Below are 15,364 nucleotides of genomic sequence, written 5' to 3'. Positions count from 1 at the left end.
AAACGCTACTCCGCCGCCTGTGTCGCGCCCGCGCCGGCGCCCTTCCGACGCGCCAGCACCTCTTCCACCCAAAGCGAATGGTGTTCCCTGGCCCAGTTGAGATCGACCTCGCCGGAGCCCATGGCGTCGAAGGCGCCTTCCATGCCAACGGAGCCGATGTAGATGTGGCCGATGATCACGCAGATCAGCAGAACGCTCATGATCGAATGCCAGAGGCTGGCAAGCTGCTGCTCCTGCACCACGGTGAGCGGCGTCGGCAGGCTGGTGCCGAACACGCTGTTCATCACTTCGAAGGTGCCGCCGAAGAAATGGGTGGTGTAGGGAAACAGCAGCGACCAGCCGGACAGGGAAATGGAGAGCCCGACCAGAACGGTCGCCCAGAAGATCAGCTTCTGCCCGGCGTTGAACTTCTTCGCCGGCGGATGCAGGTGCTTGGAAAAGAGGCCGCCCGCCTGCAGGATCCATTTGATGTCGGTCCGGTCCGGCAGGTTATGGCGCACCCACATCAGGAAGATGAGAACCAGACCGACCATGAAGGCAAAGGCCAGATAGTTGTGCAGGTACTTGCCGAAGGCGGTGACGGCGCCAAAGGCATCCGCGCCGATGATCGGCAGCAGGACATAGCGCCCGTACATCACGTTGAGCCCGGTCAGTGCCAGAATGATGAAGGAGGTGGCCAGCAGCCAGTGGCCGAAGCGCTCGACGGCGACGAAGCGGGTGATGGTCCGCTCGCTGCGGCCATGCTCGATGCGGATACGGCCGCGAATGGCGAAGAACAACGCCAGGATCACGATCATCGCCAGCAAGGCCCAACTTGCGTAAAGCGCCAGCGGACCATTGCGCACCGCCCGCCACAGCTCACCCTCGGACTGCACCAGCGTCGCGGCCTTCTTGTCCGGGATCGACACCTTGCCATCCGCCCCCTGGCGCACCGCCCGCCAGAAATCGGAATCCGACGTGGTCCCGAGAGTATTGCCCGGCACCATGCCATGGGTGGGGGACGCTGCCGCCGGCACCTCTTTCGTGCCCTGCTGAGCCAGTGACGCGCCGCTCTGTCCGAGGGTCACCGCCACCACCGTCAGCAACAGAACCAGCGCCGCGACAGCGTGGCGGGCCAGGCGTCCGCCCTTGGTTCCGATGCATCCGTTCCGCATTCTCAGCATTCCTTACCCTCCGCCGCGCCCGACGTGGCCCCTACTGAATGGCCACGCCTTGCATCGGCTGACGTATAAACCGCGCTGCATCCGGGGCCGGTATGTCCGGCGCAAATGGGGCAAATGGCTAGAACCGCTGGCGCTCGCCGCGCTGGCGCAGCTCCCGGCGCTGCGCCTCGGTCAGTTCGGTATCGCTGGCCCCGGCGTAGACACCCTTCTCCAATCCGAGAACACGGTTCTGCTCATCTTCGCGGCAGCCCGGCACGGCTGCCAGAAGCACGCCGGCCAGCGCAAGCACCGGCCACGGTCCCAAACCCGATCTCACCCAGATCGCTCCTTTTGCCAAATCCGCTTTCCGGTGGGCACCTGTGATGGTGCCCGCCCGAGGACAGGCCGGGGCAGCCCGACAGACCGCCCCGGCATCTGGCCTCACGGCTGCCGGACCAAGCATCCCCAAGCCTTTTCAGGGATCGCCCGCTCCTAGATGTTGCCGGCCTTCTGTTCGTAGGCGGTGCCCCAGCCCCAGGCGCCGGAGCCAAACCCACGGGCCACAATGCGCTCGCGGTAGATCGCCGAGACCACATCGCCATCGCCGGCCAGAAGCGCCTTGGTCGAACACATCTCGGCGCAGAGCGGCAGTTTGCCCTCAGCCAGACGGTTACGGCCGTATTTGGCGTATTCGGCCGAGGAGTTGTCGGCCTCCGGACCGCCCGCGCAGAAGGTGCATTTGTCCATCTTGCCGCGCGAGCCGAAATTGCCCGCCTGCGGATACTGCGGCGCGCCGAACGGGCAGGCATAGAAGCAGTAACCGCAGCCGATGCACAGATCCTTGGAGTGCAGCACCACCCCTTCATCGGTCTGGTAGAAGCAATCGACCGGACAGACCGCCATGCAGGGCGCGTCCGAGCAATGCATGCAGGCCACCGAGATGGAGCGCTCACCCGGCTTGCCGTCCTGGATGGTGACCACCCGGCGCCGGTTGATGCCCCAGGGCACCTCATGCTCGTTCTTGCAGGCAGTGACGCAGGCGTTGCACTCGATGCAGCGCTCGGCGTCGCAGAGGAATTTCATCCGTGCCATGATCTGCTCCCCTTACGCCGCGCGCTCGATGCGGCACAGCGTGGCCTTGGTTTCCTGCATCTGGGTGACGGAATCGTAGCCGTAGGTCTGCGCCGTGTTCGACGCCTCGCCCAGCACATAAGGATCCGCCCCCTTCGGATATTTCGACCTGCGGTCCTCGCCCTGGAAATGACCGCCGAAGTGGAACGGCATGAAGGCAACGCCCTCGCCGACCCGCTCGGTCACCATTGCCATGACCTTGACCTTGCCGCCCTCCGGCCCGTGCACCCAGACCATCTCGCCATCGCGAATGCCCAGGTTGTTGGCATCGCGCGGATTGACCTCGACGAACATGTCCTGCTGCAGCTCGGCCAGCCACGGGTTGGACCGGGTTTCGTCGCCGCCGCCCTCGTATTCGACCAGCCGCCCCGAGGTCAGGATCATCGGGAACTCTCCCGAGAAATCCTTCTCCTGGATCGACTTGTAGGCGGTCGGCAGACGCCAGAACACCTTGTCGTCATAGGTGGCGTATTTGTCGAGCAGGTCGCGCCGGTTGGTGTAGAGCGGCTCGCGGTGCAGCGGCACCGGGTCGGGGAAGGTCCAGACCACCACACGCGCCTTGGCATTGCCGAAGGGCGCGCAGCCGTGCTTGATCGCCACCCGCTGGATGCCGCCGGACAGGTCGGTCTTCCAGTTGGTCTTCTCCCCGGCCACCGCGTCGATGGCGGCCCGCTCCTCGTCGGTCAGGTCACCGTCCCAGCCAAGCTTCTGCAGCATGGCCATGGTGAACTCCGGATAGCCATCCTCGATTTCCGAGCCGGCGGACCAGCTTCCTTCGGCCAGCAGGTTGTCGCCATCGCGTTCGGTGCCGAAGCGGGCGCGGAAGGTCAGCCCCCCCTCGGCCACCGGTTTCGACGGATCGTAGAGGATCGGCGTACCCGGATGCTTCATCTCCGCCGTGCCCCAGCACGGCCACGGCAGACCGTAATAGTCGCCGTCACACGGACCGCCGCGCGCCTCCAGCGTGGTGCGGTCGAAGGTATGCTGATTGGCCATGTGCAGCTTCAGCCGCTCCGGCGACTGGCCGGTGTAGCCGATGGTCCACATGCCGCGATTGAACTCGCGGGTCAGGTCCTCGATCAGCGGCTCCTCGCCATTCACCTCGATGTTCTTGAACATCTCGTCGGCAAAGCCGAACTTCACCGCGAACTTGTGGGCGATGGTGTGATCGGGCAGGGATTCGAACAGCGGATCGAAGATCGCCTCGCGCCACTGCAGCGAGCGGTTGGAGGCGGTGACCGATCCGGACGTCTCGAACTGGGTGGCCGCCGGCAGCAGGTAGACATTGTCGGTGCGGTCCGACAGCACCGCCGACATGGTCGGATAGGGATCGATCACGACCATCAGGTCGAGCTTCTCCATCGCCACCTTCATATCCGGGAGCCGGGTCTGCGAATTCGGCGCATGGCCCCACAGCACCATCGCCCGCACATTGTCCGGCTGCTGGATGTTCTCCTTGTCCTCAAGCACGCCGTCGATCCAGCGCGACACCGGAATGCCGGAGCGTTCCATCAGCTCCTTGGAGCCGAACCGGCTGAGCAGGAAGTCGTAGTCGACATCCCAGACCCGCGACCAGTGCTTCCAGGAGCCTTCCGACAGGCCGTAATAGCCCGGCAGGGTATCGGCCAGGACGCCAAGATCGGTCGCCCCTTGCACGTTGTCATGGCCGCGGAAGATGTTGGTGCCGCCGCCCGCCTTGCCCATGTTGCCGAGCGCCAGCTGCAGCACGCAATAGGCCCGGGTGTTGTTGTTGCCGTTCGAGTGCTGGGTGCCGCCCATGCACCAGATCACCGTGCCGGGCCGGTTGTTCACCAGGGTGCGCGCCACGCGCCGGAGCTGCGATCCGGGAACGCCGGTCACGCGCTCGGTTTCCTCCGGCGTCCATTTCGCCACTTCCGCGCGGATCTGGTCCATGCCCCACACGCGCTGGCGGATGAACTCCCGGTCCTCCCAGCTGTTTTCGAAAATGTGCCAGAGAATACCCCAGACCAGCGCCACGTCCGTTCCCGGCCGCAGCCGCACATACTCCGAGGCATGGGCCGCGGTGCGGGTGAAGCGCGGATCGCAGACGATCAACGGCGCGTTGTTCTCTTCCTTGGCCTTCAAGAGATGCAGCAGCGAGACCGGATGGGCCTCGGCCGGATTTCCGCCGATCAGGAAGATCGCCCGGCTGTTGTGAATGTCATTGTAGGAATTGGTCATCGCCCCATAGCCCCAGGTGTTGGCAACACCTGCGACCGTGGTGGAGTGACAGATCCGGGCCTGATGGTCGACGTTGTTCGTGCCCCAGAAGGCGGCGAACTTGCGTACCAGATAGGCCTGCTCGTTGCTGTGCTTGGCCGATCCGAGCCAGTAGACGCTGTCCGGACCGCTTTCCTCGCGGATCTTCATCATCTGGTCGCCGATCTCGTCGATCGCCTGATCCCAGGAAATCCGCTCCCATTTGCCGTTGACCAGCTTGGTCGGGTATTTCAGCCGCCGCTCGCCATGGGCGTGTTCGCGCACCGAGGCGCCCTTGGCGCAATGGGACCCGAGGTTGAACGGGCTGTCGAAGCCGGGTTCCTGTCCGGTCCAGACCCCGTCCTGCACCTCGGCCAGCACCGTGCAGCCAACCGAACAATGGGTGCAGACCGATTTCTTGATCTCGACCTTCGCCGATGTCGGCCCGGCGGCCTCCGCCTTGCGCACCATGCCGCCCGTCAGGGCGCCGGCGGCGGCAAGACCGCCCGCCGCGAGACCGGAGCGGCGCAGAAAGGCACGGCGGTCCATCGCACTCGTGCCGATGGCCTCGATTGCCGATGACAACCGGGTCCGACGGGCCGACGCGCTCGTCTTCTTCCTCAGCATCTCGTTTCTCCCTCAGTCGCGCGCTCAAGCGATCCAGCCGACGCGCCCCGGCGCCCCGCACAAGAACGGGCGCGCCACATGGTGTCGTTTCAGAAGCGGGCGCTGGCGTAAAACGCCTTCACATGCTCGGTCTCGCGATAACCGGCCGCCGTCTCGGACGGTGTTTCGGCCGCCTGCGCGGCGCCGCCAACCAGCGTCGCCGATCCAGCCACCGCGCCAAGCCCGGCAAGCTTGAGAAAGCCGCGCCGATCCGCCTCGATACCGGCTTCTTTGCCCTTGTCCTTCCGCGTCATGCCCGTCTCCTCGATCGTCTCGATCTTCATCCGTCGGCGTCTCAAGACGCCACGCTCGTCACATTTCACGTCTCATCCCGGCTCACGCGCCCGGCGCGCCATCAGTCTCCGGGGGGTCGCCGCCCGTGGCCCGCTCCGCTGCGAACAGCGTGTCGGCCTGCTCTTCCAGATCCAGAAACACCTGCCCCAGCCGGCCGAGCGCCGGGTACAGCCGGCCTGTGGTCGAGGCCGCCAGATCCTTGAAGAAATAGGGAGCCCAGTTGCCCAGATGCGCCCGGAAGAAACGCCCCTGCGCGGCCGGGTCTCCCGGATCGCCGAAGCTGCCCTCGATCAGGCCGGCCATGATCTGGCACAGGGCGGCGATGTGATCTTCCGGCTCGCGCACGGACGGGTCCCGTTCCACGCCAAGACGGCGCATCTCCTGGCGCAGCAACGCCAGCGGCTTTTCATTGAGAAAACCGGTCAGGTAGTAGGAGGCGTAGGGCACCAGTTCCCCGCGCCCGACGCCGATGAACAGGTCGTGATAGTCCCGCGCGGCCCGCTCCGGCGTGGTGCCGGCAGCCGCCGAGGCCAGATCGGAAAGCGCCTCGCCAATCGGCCCACCGCCGCTTCCGGGCAAGGCGGAGACGACCGTCAGCCAGTCGCGCGTCACCGGCGCTTCCAGCGCGCTGGCGAGAATGCCATAAAGCGCTGCCCGGTCCCGATCTTCCGGCGCGATGCGTGCGGGATCGGGCGCGAGGACGCGCTCAGGTGTCGATAGGTTGGACCCCTCGGGATTCATTGCTGCAGCCGTCATTCAGACAGTCTCCCTCCTCCGTAGAATAGCCATGCGGAAAAGGACCGGCAATTGAATTCATTTTTGCGCTGCGGGCGCTAATCCCTTCATTTTCAAGCCGTTTTCCGGCCATTTTGGGAAATAAAGACAGACAACAACACAGAATGCATAAGCGAAGGGTCGCGCATATGCTGCGACGCAGCATCTCGCCTGTCCCTGCGCTTCGGAAGCTTCGGATTCTTTCCCCCGAAAAAGCTGTCCGTCGGCCCTGAGGAGGTGCCCGCTTCCAGCCCGCAAGAGCCGCGACTCACGAGCGATGCGCGATGCCGGGCAGGTGCGCGATGCCCCTGCCCGGCGTCCTGTTCGACTTGGCGCCACGCCCCGTCGCGTGGCGCGGCTCAGCTTTCCAGCACGATCTTCGGAGCGTCGCGCTGGCCCTCGGCGCGGTTGCGCTCCACCTCCGCCCAGACCCGCCGGGCGATCTCCTTGTAGACGGCGGCATGAGCGCCGTCGGGATCGGTCACGGTCACCGGCGTGCCGGCGTCGGAGGTTTCGCGAATGGCCATGTCGAGCGGCACTTCGCCGAGGAAGGGCACGCCCAGCTTTTCCGCCTCTTCCCGGGCGCCGCCATGACCGAAGATGTCATGCCGGCCACCGCAATCGGGGCAAAGGAAGTAGCTCATGTTCTCAACGATGCCGAGCAGCGGCACATCGACCCGGCGGAACATGTTGAGCCCCTTGCGCGCATCGATCAGCGCCAGATCCTGCGGCGTGGAGACGATCACCGCGCCGGCGAGCGGCACGTTCTGCGCCATGGTGAGCTGGGCATCGCCCGTTCCCGGCGGCATGTCGACCACCAGCACATCGAGTTCACCCCAGGCGACCTCGCGCAGCATCTGGGTGATCGCCGAAATCACCATCGGCCCGCGCCAGATCATCGGCGTCTCTTCCTCAACGAGGAAGCCCATGGACATCACCTTGATGCCATAACCCTCCAGCGGCTTGAGGATCCGGCCGGAGACCGGTTCCGGCCGGCCCGACACCCGGAACAGGCGCGGGATCGACGGGCCGTAGATATCCGCATCGAGCACGCCGACACGCAGGCCGTTGGCCTGAAGCGCCAGCGCCAGATTGCAGGTGGTGGTCGATTTGCCCACGCCGCCCTTGCCCGAAGCAACGGCAATGATGGCGCCAACGCCCGGCACCCCGGGCTTGGCGGCGGCCGGCTCCTTGCCCTTGGCTGCGGCACCGCCGCGCCCCTGCATCGGCGGCGGAACACTGGCCGCATCGCCCGCGGCCGGCGCGGGCCGCACCGGTGCGCTGCCCGGCTTGCGCTCGGAGGTCAGCGCGGCGAGCACCTTCTTCACGCCCGGCAGCTTCGACACCACCTTCTCCGCCGCCTGGCGGAGCGGCTCCAGCTCCTGCGCCCGCTCCGCCGGCACGGTGATCGAGAAGATCACCCGCCCTTCTGACAGGAACACATCCGACACCAGCCCGAGCGAGACGATATCCCCTTCAAGGTCCGGTCCCTTGACCTTGGCAAGCTCCGCCAGCACCTCTTCGCGGGTCGGCATCTCGCCGTCCTTTTTCTTCCAGAACATTCCGTGTCTCTCCAAGCGCCGTCTTGCCAGTTCTGCCCAGGAACCTAGTCCGGCATGGGGGCGAAGGGAACCGTCCAGCGGCTCCGCAAGCCAAAACCCACAAGGGTGCGACAAAAAACGGCAGCCCCCTCCCCGGTTAAGGTTTTGGCAAGCATGCCACGTGAAATCGCTAAAATGTGATGAAAATTACCTACAAATACGACGCCTCGGGTGCAACCTTAACTTAACGTCAATCAGCGCCGCCCAGGCTTGTTGACGGACAAGGAACGCAACAGAAAACGGGAGGGCGAGATCATGACCCTCAATGCGATCTGCTACCGCGCCGACATCGACTGGCGCAGGATTCCTCAGCCTGCGGACCAGGAGATCGAACGGACGCTTCACCGGGCCCGGCAGCTCAACCGGCTAAACGGCGTGACCGGCGCCTTGCTGCTGTTTTCCGATCACGTGCTGCAATGGATCGAGGGCGAGGCGGACAGCATCGCCGACACCCTCGACTGCGCAAGCCGCGACCGGCGGCTAACCTCCCTTGAAGTGCTGGCCAGCGGTCAGGTCGCCTCCCGTCTCTTCCCCCATTGCTGGCTCTATTTCGGCGACCATCGCCACGACAGCGGGCAGCAGGAACACGAGTTCGCAAGGCTTGCCGCCCTGAGCGGTCGCCGGTCGCTGGAGGGCGTCGGCGCGGCACTGGCCCCGGTCTCCGGCGTGCTGAAATCGGCGGAATTCACCCATACCGCAATGCTCGTGTAGCGCACCATCCGGTGGTGACATCCCGACCGGAAAGGACGCTGTCCTTTCCGGTAAGTTAATGACACTGTTCAACATTCACCCCGACCGCTTTACGCAGCCCAAAGGTGTCGCAGCTAAGGTGCCGTCATTGAGAAACGCTCAAGGCGGGAGTGCCGGGAATGGCTGTCACACGGCTTTGCTATCGGAGCAAGCTGAACTACGCACACATGACGCTGCCACTCGATGAAGAGGTCGACCTCATCATTTCGAGTGCACGGCGCAACAACGCGCGCACCGGGATCACCGGCGCGCTCCTTCTGGCCGGCAACAACTTCTTTCAGGTTCTGGAAGGCCCCGAAGAAACGGTCGAGGAGACCTATGCGCGCCTCAGCCAGGATCCCCGGCACAGCGGCCCGGTGGTGATCGACCGGCGGCAGGATACCAAGCGCCTGTTCCCCGACAGCCGGCTGTTCTTCACCGACACCATGGACGCCTACGACGGCGTGCTGGCCAGCCTGTTTCTGCCCATTGCCACCGCCCCGGAACAGGTGCGCTACGACGATCTCATCTCGGTGCTGATCTTCAGCGCCGCGCGAATCGGCCGTTCGTCGGTCGACCGCGATGTGATGACCGCCTGACGCCGCTCAGGGCCTGACCTCTCGCCGCCCGGTCCGGCCCAATATGCGGCCGGCCGGCGGGCGAACCGTCGCAGCGGCGTCCGCCCCCTTGTCACGCTTGCATCCCTGCCCATAGTTTGGGGCCTGATCCTGCCCGGATCGAGATGACGCCCCCAGGGAGAAGCCCTTGCGCGACCGCCGCGTTCTTAACGCCCCGCTGCCTGATTTTCACATTCGCCCCGATCCGGACGATCCCCGGCTGTCGCAGCCCGTCACCGGCCTGGACCAGGACGGCAAACCGGTCGACCTCAGGGTCGTCTCCGAGCGGGCGCTGACCCTTTTCCTCAATGCGCAGGAAGTGGTCACGATGATGACCATCGGCGACCGGCCCGACCTGCTCGCTGTCGGCTACCTGCTCAATCAGAACATGTTGCGGCCGGACGATGTGCTCACCGGCATCGACTACGACGAGGATCTTGAGGTGGTCGTGGTGCGCACGGAGCGGGCCACCGACTACGAAGAGAAGATGAAGAAGAAGGTGCGCACCTCCGGCTGCGCGCAAGGAACCGTGTTCGGCGACGTGATGGAGCGGTTTGATGAAATCGCCCTCGACCCGGATGCCCGGCTTCACACCTCCTGGCTCTACGCGCTGACGAAGAAGATCAACACCCAGCCGTCGCTCTATCTCGCCGCCGGGGCGATCCATGGCTGCGTCTTGTGTCAGCAGGACCGCCCGCTGGCCTATATGGAAGACGTCGGCCGGCACAACGCGGTCGACAAGATCGCCGGCTGGATGTGGCTCAACAATGTGCCGGCCGCCGACAAGATCTTCTACACCACCGGGCGCCTGACCTCCGAAATGGTGATCAAGACCGCGCTGATGGGCATTCCCGTTCTCGTGTCGCGCTCCGGGTTCACCGCCTGGGGCGTGGAGCTGGCCCGACGGGTCGGCCTGACCCTCGTCGGCCGGGCACGCGGCAAGCGTTTCGTCGTCCTGTCCGGCAGCGAGCGGATCGTCTATGACATGGCGCCCGGCGAGGCGGAGGATGAGTCTCCCCGCCACCGGCGCAAGGGCGCGCGCGCCGAGGAGACGGACACATGAGCGGCTTGCCCCCGAGCGCGGCGCATCTTTCCCACGGGCCGGTGGTCGGCTGTGTTCTCGCCGGCGGACTGGCGCGGCGCATGGGCGGCGGCGACAAGCCGCTGATGGAGCTTGGCGGGCGGCCGATGCTGGCCCATGTCATCGACCGACTGCGCCCGCAGGTGGAGCACATTCTTCTCAATGCCAATGGCGATCCGGCGCGCTTTGCCCGGTTTGACCTGCCGGTCATCGCCGACCCGGTCGAGGGCTTTGCCGGACCGCTCGCCGGAGTGCTGGCCGGGCTGGCCCATGTGCGCGCCCATTTTCCTCAGGTCGAAGGCATCGTCACCGTGGCCGGCGACACCCCCTTCTTCCCCGCCGATCTGGTCTCCCGGCTGCTGGCCGAACGGGACCCGGCGGCACCAACCATCGTCCTTGCCGAGGCGTCCGGAAAATACCACCCGGTCTTCGGCTACTGGCCGGTGGCACTGACCGACGAGCTTGAGCGCTTCCTGATCGAGGGCACCACCCGCAAGGTACTGGCCTTTGTCGAGCGCCATACCAATGCCCGCGCCGATTTCACCCCGCCCCCCGGCGGGCGCGACCCGTTCTTCAACATCAACACGCCCGAGGACCTGCAAGAGGCCGCGGCCGCGCTGGCGGGCAGCGCCCCATGACCGGCGCCCTGCCCCCGGTGTTCGGCGTGACCGGCTGGAAGAACTCCGGCAAGACCACCATGGTGGAACGGCTGGTGCGGGAGCTCACCGCGCGCGGCCACAAGGTCTCCACCGTCAAGCACGCCCATCATGGCTGCGATGTCGATCATCCGGGCACGGACAGCCTGCGCCACCGCGAGGCCGGTGCCAACGAGGTGGCCCTGGTCTCCGGCCGGCGCTGGGCCTTGATGCACGAACTGCGGGAGGAGAGCGAACCGCCGCTTGGCGAGATCCTTGCCCGGCTGTCGCCCTGCGATCTGGTGCTAATCGAAGGCTACAAGCGCGAGGGGCACCCCAAGCTGGAGGTGCGCCGCCAGGACGCGGTGCGCGGCGAACCGCTGGCGCCGCGCGATCCGCAAATCCGGGCGATTGCCAGCGATTGCACCGAGGACGGCGGCGGCTTACCGCTTTTCAACCTCGACGACATTCCGGCCATCGCCGACTTCATCCTTCATCACTGCGGTCTTGCTGACCCGGGAGACCTTCGCCATGACCGGCGCTAAACGCTTGCTCGACGACTGCTTCCTTCATGATGGCGACCGGCTGCGCCATGACGAGGCGCTGGCGATCCTGAGAGATCGGGTCCGCCCGGTGGCCGGCACGGAAACCGTTCCTCTTGAGGAGGCGAGCGACCGGGTGCTGGCGAAAGGAATCATCTCGGACCGCAACATTCCCGGCACCGACAACTCGGCGGTCGACGGCTATGCCTTTTGCGCCGCCGATCATGCGGCAACCGGCGGGTTCTTTCCGATCTCCGCCCGGATCGCCGCCGGCCATCCGGCCACGGCGCCGCTTCTCCCGGGCAGCGCGGCGCGCATCTTCACCGGCGCGACGATGCCGGAGGGGGGCGATACGGTGGCCATGCAGGAGGACTGCGAAACCCACGAGCAGGACGGACGCCCCTTCATCATCATCCCCGCTGGACTGAAGGCAGGCGCGAATCGCCGCCGTGCCGGCGAGGATGTCGCCGCCGGAAGCCCGCTTCTGGAAGCGGGAACCCGCCTGCGCCCGCAAGAGCTTGCAGCGATCGCCTCCACCGGCACGTCAACGGTCGAGGTGTTTTCTCGGCTGCGCGTGGCGCTTGTCTCGACCGGCGACGAATTGCGCCGGCCGGGAGCGCCGCTGCCGAAGGGCGGGGTCTACGACAGCAACCACTACCTCTTGCGCGCGTTGCTCGATGGCCTCGGCGCCCGGATCACCGATGTCGGCATTCTGCCCGACGATCCGGAGACAGTGCGCGCGGCGCTCGCCCGCACGGCGGCCGATCATGATGCGATTCTGACCACGGGCGGTGCTTCGCGCGGCGATGAGGACCACCTGGTCGAGGCACTCGATGCCATCGGCAAGCGGCACATGTGGCAGCTGGCGATCAAGCCCGGCCGGCCGATGAATTTCGGCCAGATCGGCGACTGCCTAACCTTCGGCCTCCCTGGCAACCCGGTGGCCGCGATGGTCTGTTTCCTGCTCTATGTGCGGCCCGTGCTGTCGGTGATGGGCGGCGGCAGCTTTGCCGAGCCGCGCCGGTTTCAGGTGCCCGCCGACTTCTCCGTGCCGCAGAAAAAGCCGGGTCGGCGCGAGTTTTATCGCGGCAGCCTTGCCACCGATACGCAAGGGCGCACGGTCGTGCGCAAGTTCGAGCGGGACGGCTCCGGCCTGATCACCAGCCTGCGCGAGGCTGACGGGCTGATCGAGATTCCCGAGGACACGGTGTCGGTGGTGGCCGGCGAAGCGGTCGCGTTTCTCCCGTTTCCGGAGCTGGGCCTGCGCGCCCGCTGAGTGCACCGCCCCTCCGCCGCCTGTCTTCCAGCTTCCGAAGAGATGGGAAATTTGCCCCTGCCGCTGCGCAAGGTTGTTGAAATCCGGATGAAATTGGTGGGAGTATGACCGCTGATCTACGAAGCGGCGCACAAACAAGCCGCATCCGGACGAACAACCAGAACCACAGGGGACAAGCACCATGAAATTGTTGAAGCTCGCGGCCGCAACCGCACTGGTCCTGGCCACGCTCGGCGGGGCGCAGGCCAAGGACTGGACAAAGGTGCGGATCGGCACCGAGGGCGCCTATCCTCCGTTCAACAACCTCACCTCCGACGGCAAGCTGGTCGGCTTCGATATCGACATCGCCAATGCGCTCTGCGCGTCGATGAAGGTCGAGTGCGAATTCGTCGTGCAGGACTGGGACGGCATGATTCCCGCGCTTCAGGCCGGCAAGTTCGACGCGGTGATCGCGTCCATGTCGATCACCGACGAACGGCGGGAAAAGGTCGATTTCACCAACAAGTATTACAGCACGCCGCCGGCCATTGCCGTGCCCAAGGACAGCGACATCACCGAAGCCACCGACGCGGCGCTTGCCGGCAAGCTGCTCGGCGCCCAGTCCTCGACCACCCACTCCAACTATGCCGAGGCCAAACTCGGATCGGCCGAGTTGAAGCTTTATCCGACGCCGGATGAGTACAAGCTCGACCTCGATTCGGGCCGGCTCGACGCGGCGATCGACGATGTGGTCGTGCTCTCGGACTGGCTTGCCTCCAAGGATGGCGCCTGCTGCAAACTGCTCGGCACCCTGACGCCGGACCCGGAGATCTACGGGGAAGGCATCGGCATCGCCATCCGCAAAGGCGAAGATGACCTGAAGGCCATGCTGAACACCGCCATTCAGGCGATTCGCGACGATGGCACCTACGAGAAGATCCAGTCGTCCTATTTCGACTTCGACGTCTACGGCGACTGATCGACCGCGACAGATGATGCCAAACGCGATGCGGCGGCCCGCCGCCGCATCGCGCCTCGCAAGGCGGCCTTCATGACCGATGCCCTGATGTTGCTTTCCTTCGGCGACAACGGCTGGGGCGACCAGATTGCGCGCGGTACCCTGGTCACCGTTTCCCTGGCGCTTGCCTCGCTGCCGCTCGGCCTCGTGGTCGGCTTTCTCGTTGCCCTCGCCAAGACCTCCTCGGAGGCGTCGATGCGCGCGGCGGCGAATATCTACACCACCCTCTTTCGTGGCCTGCCTGAGCTGTTGACCCTGTTCCTCGTCTATTACGGTGTGCAGCTCCTGCTCAACGAGCTGGTCCGGCAGTTCGACCCAAGCGCCAATGTGGACGTCAATGCCTTCGTCGCCGGCATGGTGGCCCTGTCGCTGGTGTTCTCCTCCTATGCGTCGGAGGCCTTCCTCTCCGCATTTCGCGGCATCAAGCAGGGGCAATACGAGGGCGGCTATGCGCTCGGCCTAAGCAAGGGGCAGACCATGTGGCTGGTGATCGCGCCGCAGCTCATTCGCCTTGCCCTTCCCGCGCTCGGCAATCTGTGGCTGATCCTCCTGAAGGAAACCGCGCTGGTGTCGGTGATCGGGCTTGAGGATCTGCTGCGCTGGTCCGGCGTCGCCGCCCGGGTGACCAAGGAGCCCTTCCTGTTCTTCGGCACCGCCTGCCTGATCTATCTGGCGCTGTCGATCATCTCCTCCGCCGGACTCAGCCGTATCGATGCCTGGAGCCGGCGCGGCGAGGTGCCCAGATGAGCGTGAACACCCTTGCCCCCATTGCCGCGCGCAAGCCGCCCCCCGCCCCGGAGCGCGGCTGGACCGGCACCCGGATCGCCGGCCATGTGCTGATGGCGCTGTGGATTGTGTCCGGCGCCGTCCTGCTTCTGTATCTGGCCAACAACGTGATGTCGCCGTTCGTCCAGCGATACTGGAGCCAGTATCTTGAGGGCGCCGTCGTCACCATCGAGCTGGTGGCGCTGTCCATGGTGCTTGGCGCGCTGCTGTCCTTGCCGATCGCCCTGGCGCGCAGCTCGCGCAATCCCATCCTGTCCGGGCTGGCCTATGGCTATGTCTATCTTTTCCGGGGTACGCCGCTGTTGGCGCAGCTCTTCCTGATCTACTACGGCCTTGGCAGCTTCCGGGGCTTCTTCAGCGACATCGGTCTCTGGTGGTTCTTCCGCGATGCCTGGTATTGCGCGATCTTCTCCTTCACCCTGAACACGGCGGCCTATCAGGCCGAGATCCTGCGCGGCGCGGTTCAAAACATCGACAAGGGACAGTGGGAAGCGGCCTCCTCGCTCGGCCTCGGCAAGGGCGTCACCTTCTTCAGGATCATCCTGCCGCAGGCGCTGATCGTCGCGCTGCGCCCCTATGGCAACGAGTTGGTGCTGATGATCAAGGGCTCGGCCATCGTCTCAATCATCACCATCTTCGACCTGATGGGCCATACCCGCCGGTCCTTCTCCCGTTCCTACGACTTCCAGGCCTATATCTGGGCCGCCGTCCTCTACCTGATGATGGTCGAGGGCCTGCGGCGGATCTGGGACCGGCTGGAAGCCCGGTTGACCCGCCATCTGAAACGATCGGCCTGATCGCGGCGCCGGCCCTCTGCCCGGCCGGCGCCCTCGCTACCTGTTTCCGCCCGCGCCGGGTGTGCGTTGTTGCCCT

At 65.6% G+C, this 15,364-nt stretch carries 16 protein-coding genes; 9 read left to right on the top strand and 7 right to left on the bottom strand.

Annotation, left to right across the window (positions count from 1 at the left end; genetic code table 11):
• Positions 1–5: 5 nt before the first annotated feature.
• The 7 genes from IEV83_RS00710 to IEV83_RS00680 form a co-directional block, all read right to left on the bottom strand.
• The gene (locus IEV83_RS00710; RefSeq protein ID WP_181758556.1) at positions 6–1,154 is read right to left on the bottom strand and encodes a formate dehydrogenase subunit gamma; all 1,149 of its coding nucleotides are present in this window, start codon (positions 1,152–1,154) and stop codon (positions 6–8) included.
• A 127-nt stretch (positions 1,155–1,281) separates the two neighbouring features.
• On the bottom strand, positions 1,282–1,479 hold the full coding sequence (locus IEV83_RS00705; protein WP_181758345.1) for a hypothetical protein: 198 nt from the start codon (positions 1,477–1,479) through the stop codon (positions 1,282–1,284).
• Positions 1,480–1,634: 155 nt separating this feature from the next.
• Complete coding sequence (gene fdh3B / locus IEV83_RS00700; protein WP_181758344.1) at positions 1,635–2,234, bottom strand: formate dehydrogenase FDH3 subunit beta; 600 nt, start codon at positions 2,232–2,234, stop codon at positions 1,635–1,637.
• Between the two features lie 12 nt (positions 2,235–2,246).
• Positions 2,247–5,120 carry a formate dehydrogenase subunit alpha gene (locus IEV83_RS00695; RefSeq protein WP_181758343.1) on the bottom strand — a complete coding sequence of 958 codons (2,874 nt, stop codon included), beginning with the start codon at positions 5,118–5,120 and terminating at the stop codon, positions 2,247–2,249.
• Between the two features lie 89 nt (positions 5,121–5,209).
• Complete coding sequence (locus IEV83_RS00690) at positions 5,210–5,443, bottom strand: twin-arginine translocation signal domain-containing protein (RefSeq protein ID WP_209002923.1); 234 nt, start codon at positions 5,441–5,443, stop codon at positions 5,210–5,212.
• 52 nt (positions 5,444–5,495) lie between these two features.
• Positions 5,496–6,209: a TorD/DmsD family molecular chaperone gene (locus tag IEV83_RS00685; protein WP_209002922.1), complete on the bottom strand. Its 714-nt coding sequence runs from the start codon at positions 6,207–6,209 to the stop codon at positions 5,496–5,498.
• A gap of 377 nt (positions 6,210–6,586) precedes the next feature.
• Positions 6,587–7,762: an Mrp/NBP35 family ATP-binding protein gene (locus IEV83_RS00680; RefSeq protein ID WP_181758553.1), complete on the bottom strand. Its 1,176-nt coding sequence runs from the start codon at positions 7,760–7,762 to the stop codon at positions 6,587–6,589.
• Between the two features lie 321 nt (positions 7,763–8,083).
• Here IEV83_RS00680 and IEV83_RS00675 point away from each other — a divergent pair, with 321 nt between their 5' ends.
• The 9 genes from IEV83_RS00675 to IEV83_RS00635 all read left to right on the top strand — a co-directional run bounded on the left by IEV83_RS00675 (position 8,084) and on the right by IEV83_RS00635 (position 15,288).
• The gene (locus IEV83_RS00675) at positions 8,084–8,539 is read left to right on the top strand and encodes a BLUF domain-containing protein (RefSeq protein ID WP_181758342.1); all 456 of its coding nucleotides are present in this window, start codon (positions 8,084–8,086) and stop codon (positions 8,537–8,539) included.
• Positions 8,540–8,697: 158 nt separating this feature from the next.
• Positions 8,698–9,156 (top strand): BLUF domain-containing protein, encoded by a 459-nt coding sequence (locus tag IEV83_RS00670; RefSeq protein ID WP_181758341.1) that lies wholly within the window; start codon positions 8,698–8,700, stop codon positions 9,154–9,156.
• Positions 9,157–9,322: 166 nt separating this feature from the next.
• Entirely contained in the window at positions 9,323–10,237 is a 915-nt protein-coding gene (gene fdhD / locus IEV83_RS00665) for a formate dehydrogenase accessory sulfurtransferase FdhD (protein WP_181758340.1), read from the top strand.
• Positions 10,234–10,893 carry a molybdenum cofactor guanylyltransferase MobA gene (mobA, locus tag IEV83_RS00660; protein ID WP_181758339.1) on the top strand — a complete coding sequence of 220 codons (660 nt, stop codon included), beginning with the start codon at positions 10,234–10,236 and terminating at the stop codon, positions 10,891–10,893. The genes fdhD and mobA overlap by 4 nt, the downstream gene beginning before the upstream one ends.
• Positions 10,890–11,435 (top strand): molybdopterin-guanine dinucleotide biosynthesis protein B, encoded by a 546-nt coding sequence (mobB, locus tag IEV83_RS00655; protein WP_181758338.1) that lies wholly within the window; start codon positions 10,890–10,892, stop codon positions 11,433–11,435. The genes mobA and mobB overlap by 4 nt, the downstream gene beginning before the upstream one ends.
• Positions 11,422–12,708, top strand: coding sequence for a molybdopterin molybdotransferase MoeA (locus tag IEV83_RS00650; protein ID WP_181758337.1), 1,287 nt, complete (start codon positions 11,422–11,424; stop codon positions 12,706–12,708). Before mobB ends, IEV83_RS00650 begins: the two co-directional genes overlap by 14 nt.
• Before the next feature lie 181 nt (positions 12,709–12,889).
• Positions 12,890–13,666 (top strand): ABC transporter substrate-binding protein, encoded by a 777-nt coding sequence (locus IEV83_RS00645; RefSeq protein ID WP_181758336.1) that lies wholly within the window; start codon positions 12,890–12,892, stop codon positions 13,664–13,666.
• 72 nt (positions 13,667–13,738) lie between these two features.
• Complete coding sequence (locus IEV83_RS00640; protein ID WP_181758335.1) at positions 13,739–14,452, top strand: ABC transporter permease; 714 nt, start codon at positions 13,739–13,741, stop codon at positions 14,450–14,452.
• A gap of 2 nt (positions 14,453–14,454) precedes the next feature.
• Positions 14,455–15,288 (top strand): ABC transporter permease, encoded by an 834-nt coding sequence (locus IEV83_RS00635; protein WP_371873389.1) that lies wholly within the window; start codon positions 14,455–14,457, stop codon positions 15,286–15,288.
• Positions 15,289–15,364: the final 76 nt, after the last annotated feature.

It is taken from the genome of Stappia taiwanensis, from assembly GCF_014635285.1.
Classification (GTDB): Bacteria; Pseudomonadota; Alphaproteobacteria; order Rhizobiales; family Stappiaceae; genus Stappia; species Stappia taiwanensis.
Note: the sequence above shows the minus strand (reverse complement) of the source record. Positions and strands in the feature narration are given on the sequence as shown.

What these genes read in the sequence shown, in the direction of transcription:
- IEV83_RS00690 (WP_209002923.1), bottom strand. Translation starts at nt 5,443, where the DNA reads ATGAAGATCGAGACGATCGAGGAGACGGGCATGACGCGGAAGGACAAG.
- fdh3B (WP_181758344.1), bottom strand. Translation starts at nt 2,234, where the DNA reads ATGGCACGGATGAAATTCCTCTGCGACGCCGAGCGCTGCATCGAGTGC.
- IEV83_RS00685 (WP_209002922.1), bottom strand. Translation starts at nt 6,209, where the DNA reads ATGACGGCTGCAGCAATGAATCCCGAGGGGTCCAACCTATCGACACCT.
- IEV83_RS00640 (WP_181758335.1), top strand. Translation starts at nt 13,739, where the DNA reads ATGACCGATGCCCTGATGTTGCTTTCCTTCGGCGACAACGGCTGGGGC.
- IEV83_RS00710 (WP_181758556.1), bottom strand. Translation starts at nt 1,154, where the DNA reads ATGCGGAACGGATGCATCGGAACCAAGGGCGGACGCCTGGCCCGCCAC.
- IEV83_RS00675 (WP_181758342.1), top strand. Translation starts at nt 8,084, where the DNA reads ATGACCCTCAATGCGATCTGCTACCGCGCCGACATCGACTGGCGCAGG.
- IEV83_RS00695 (WP_181758343.1), bottom strand. Translation starts at nt 5,120, where the DNA reads ATGCTGAGGAAGAAGACGAGCGCGTCGGCCCGTCGGACCCGGTTGTCA.
- IEV83_RS00680 (WP_181758553.1), bottom strand. Translation starts at nt 7,762, where the DNA reads ATGCCGACCCGCGAAGAGGTGCTGGCGGAGCTTGCCAAGGTCAAGGGA.
- mobA (WP_181758339.1), top strand. Translation starts at nt 10,234, where the DNA reads ATGAGCGGCTTGCCCCCGAGCGCGGCGCATCTTTCCCACGGGCCGGTG.
- mobB (WP_181758338.1), top strand. Translation starts at nt 10,890, where the DNA reads ATGACCGGCGCCCTGCCCCCGGTGTTCGGCGTGACCGGCTGGAAGAAC.
- IEV83_RS00670 (WP_181758341.1), top strand. Translation starts at nt 8,698, where the DNA reads ATGGCTGTCACACGGCTTTGCTATCGGAGCAAGCTGAACTACGCACAC.
- IEV83_RS00650 (WP_181758337.1), top strand. Translation starts at nt 11,422, where the DNA reads ATGACCGGCGCTAAACGCTTGCTCGACGACTGCTTCCTTCATGATGGC.
- IEV83_RS00645 (WP_181758336.1), top strand. Translation starts at nt 12,890, where the DNA reads ATGAAATTGTTGAAGCTCGCGGCCGCAACCGCACTGGTCCTGGCCACG.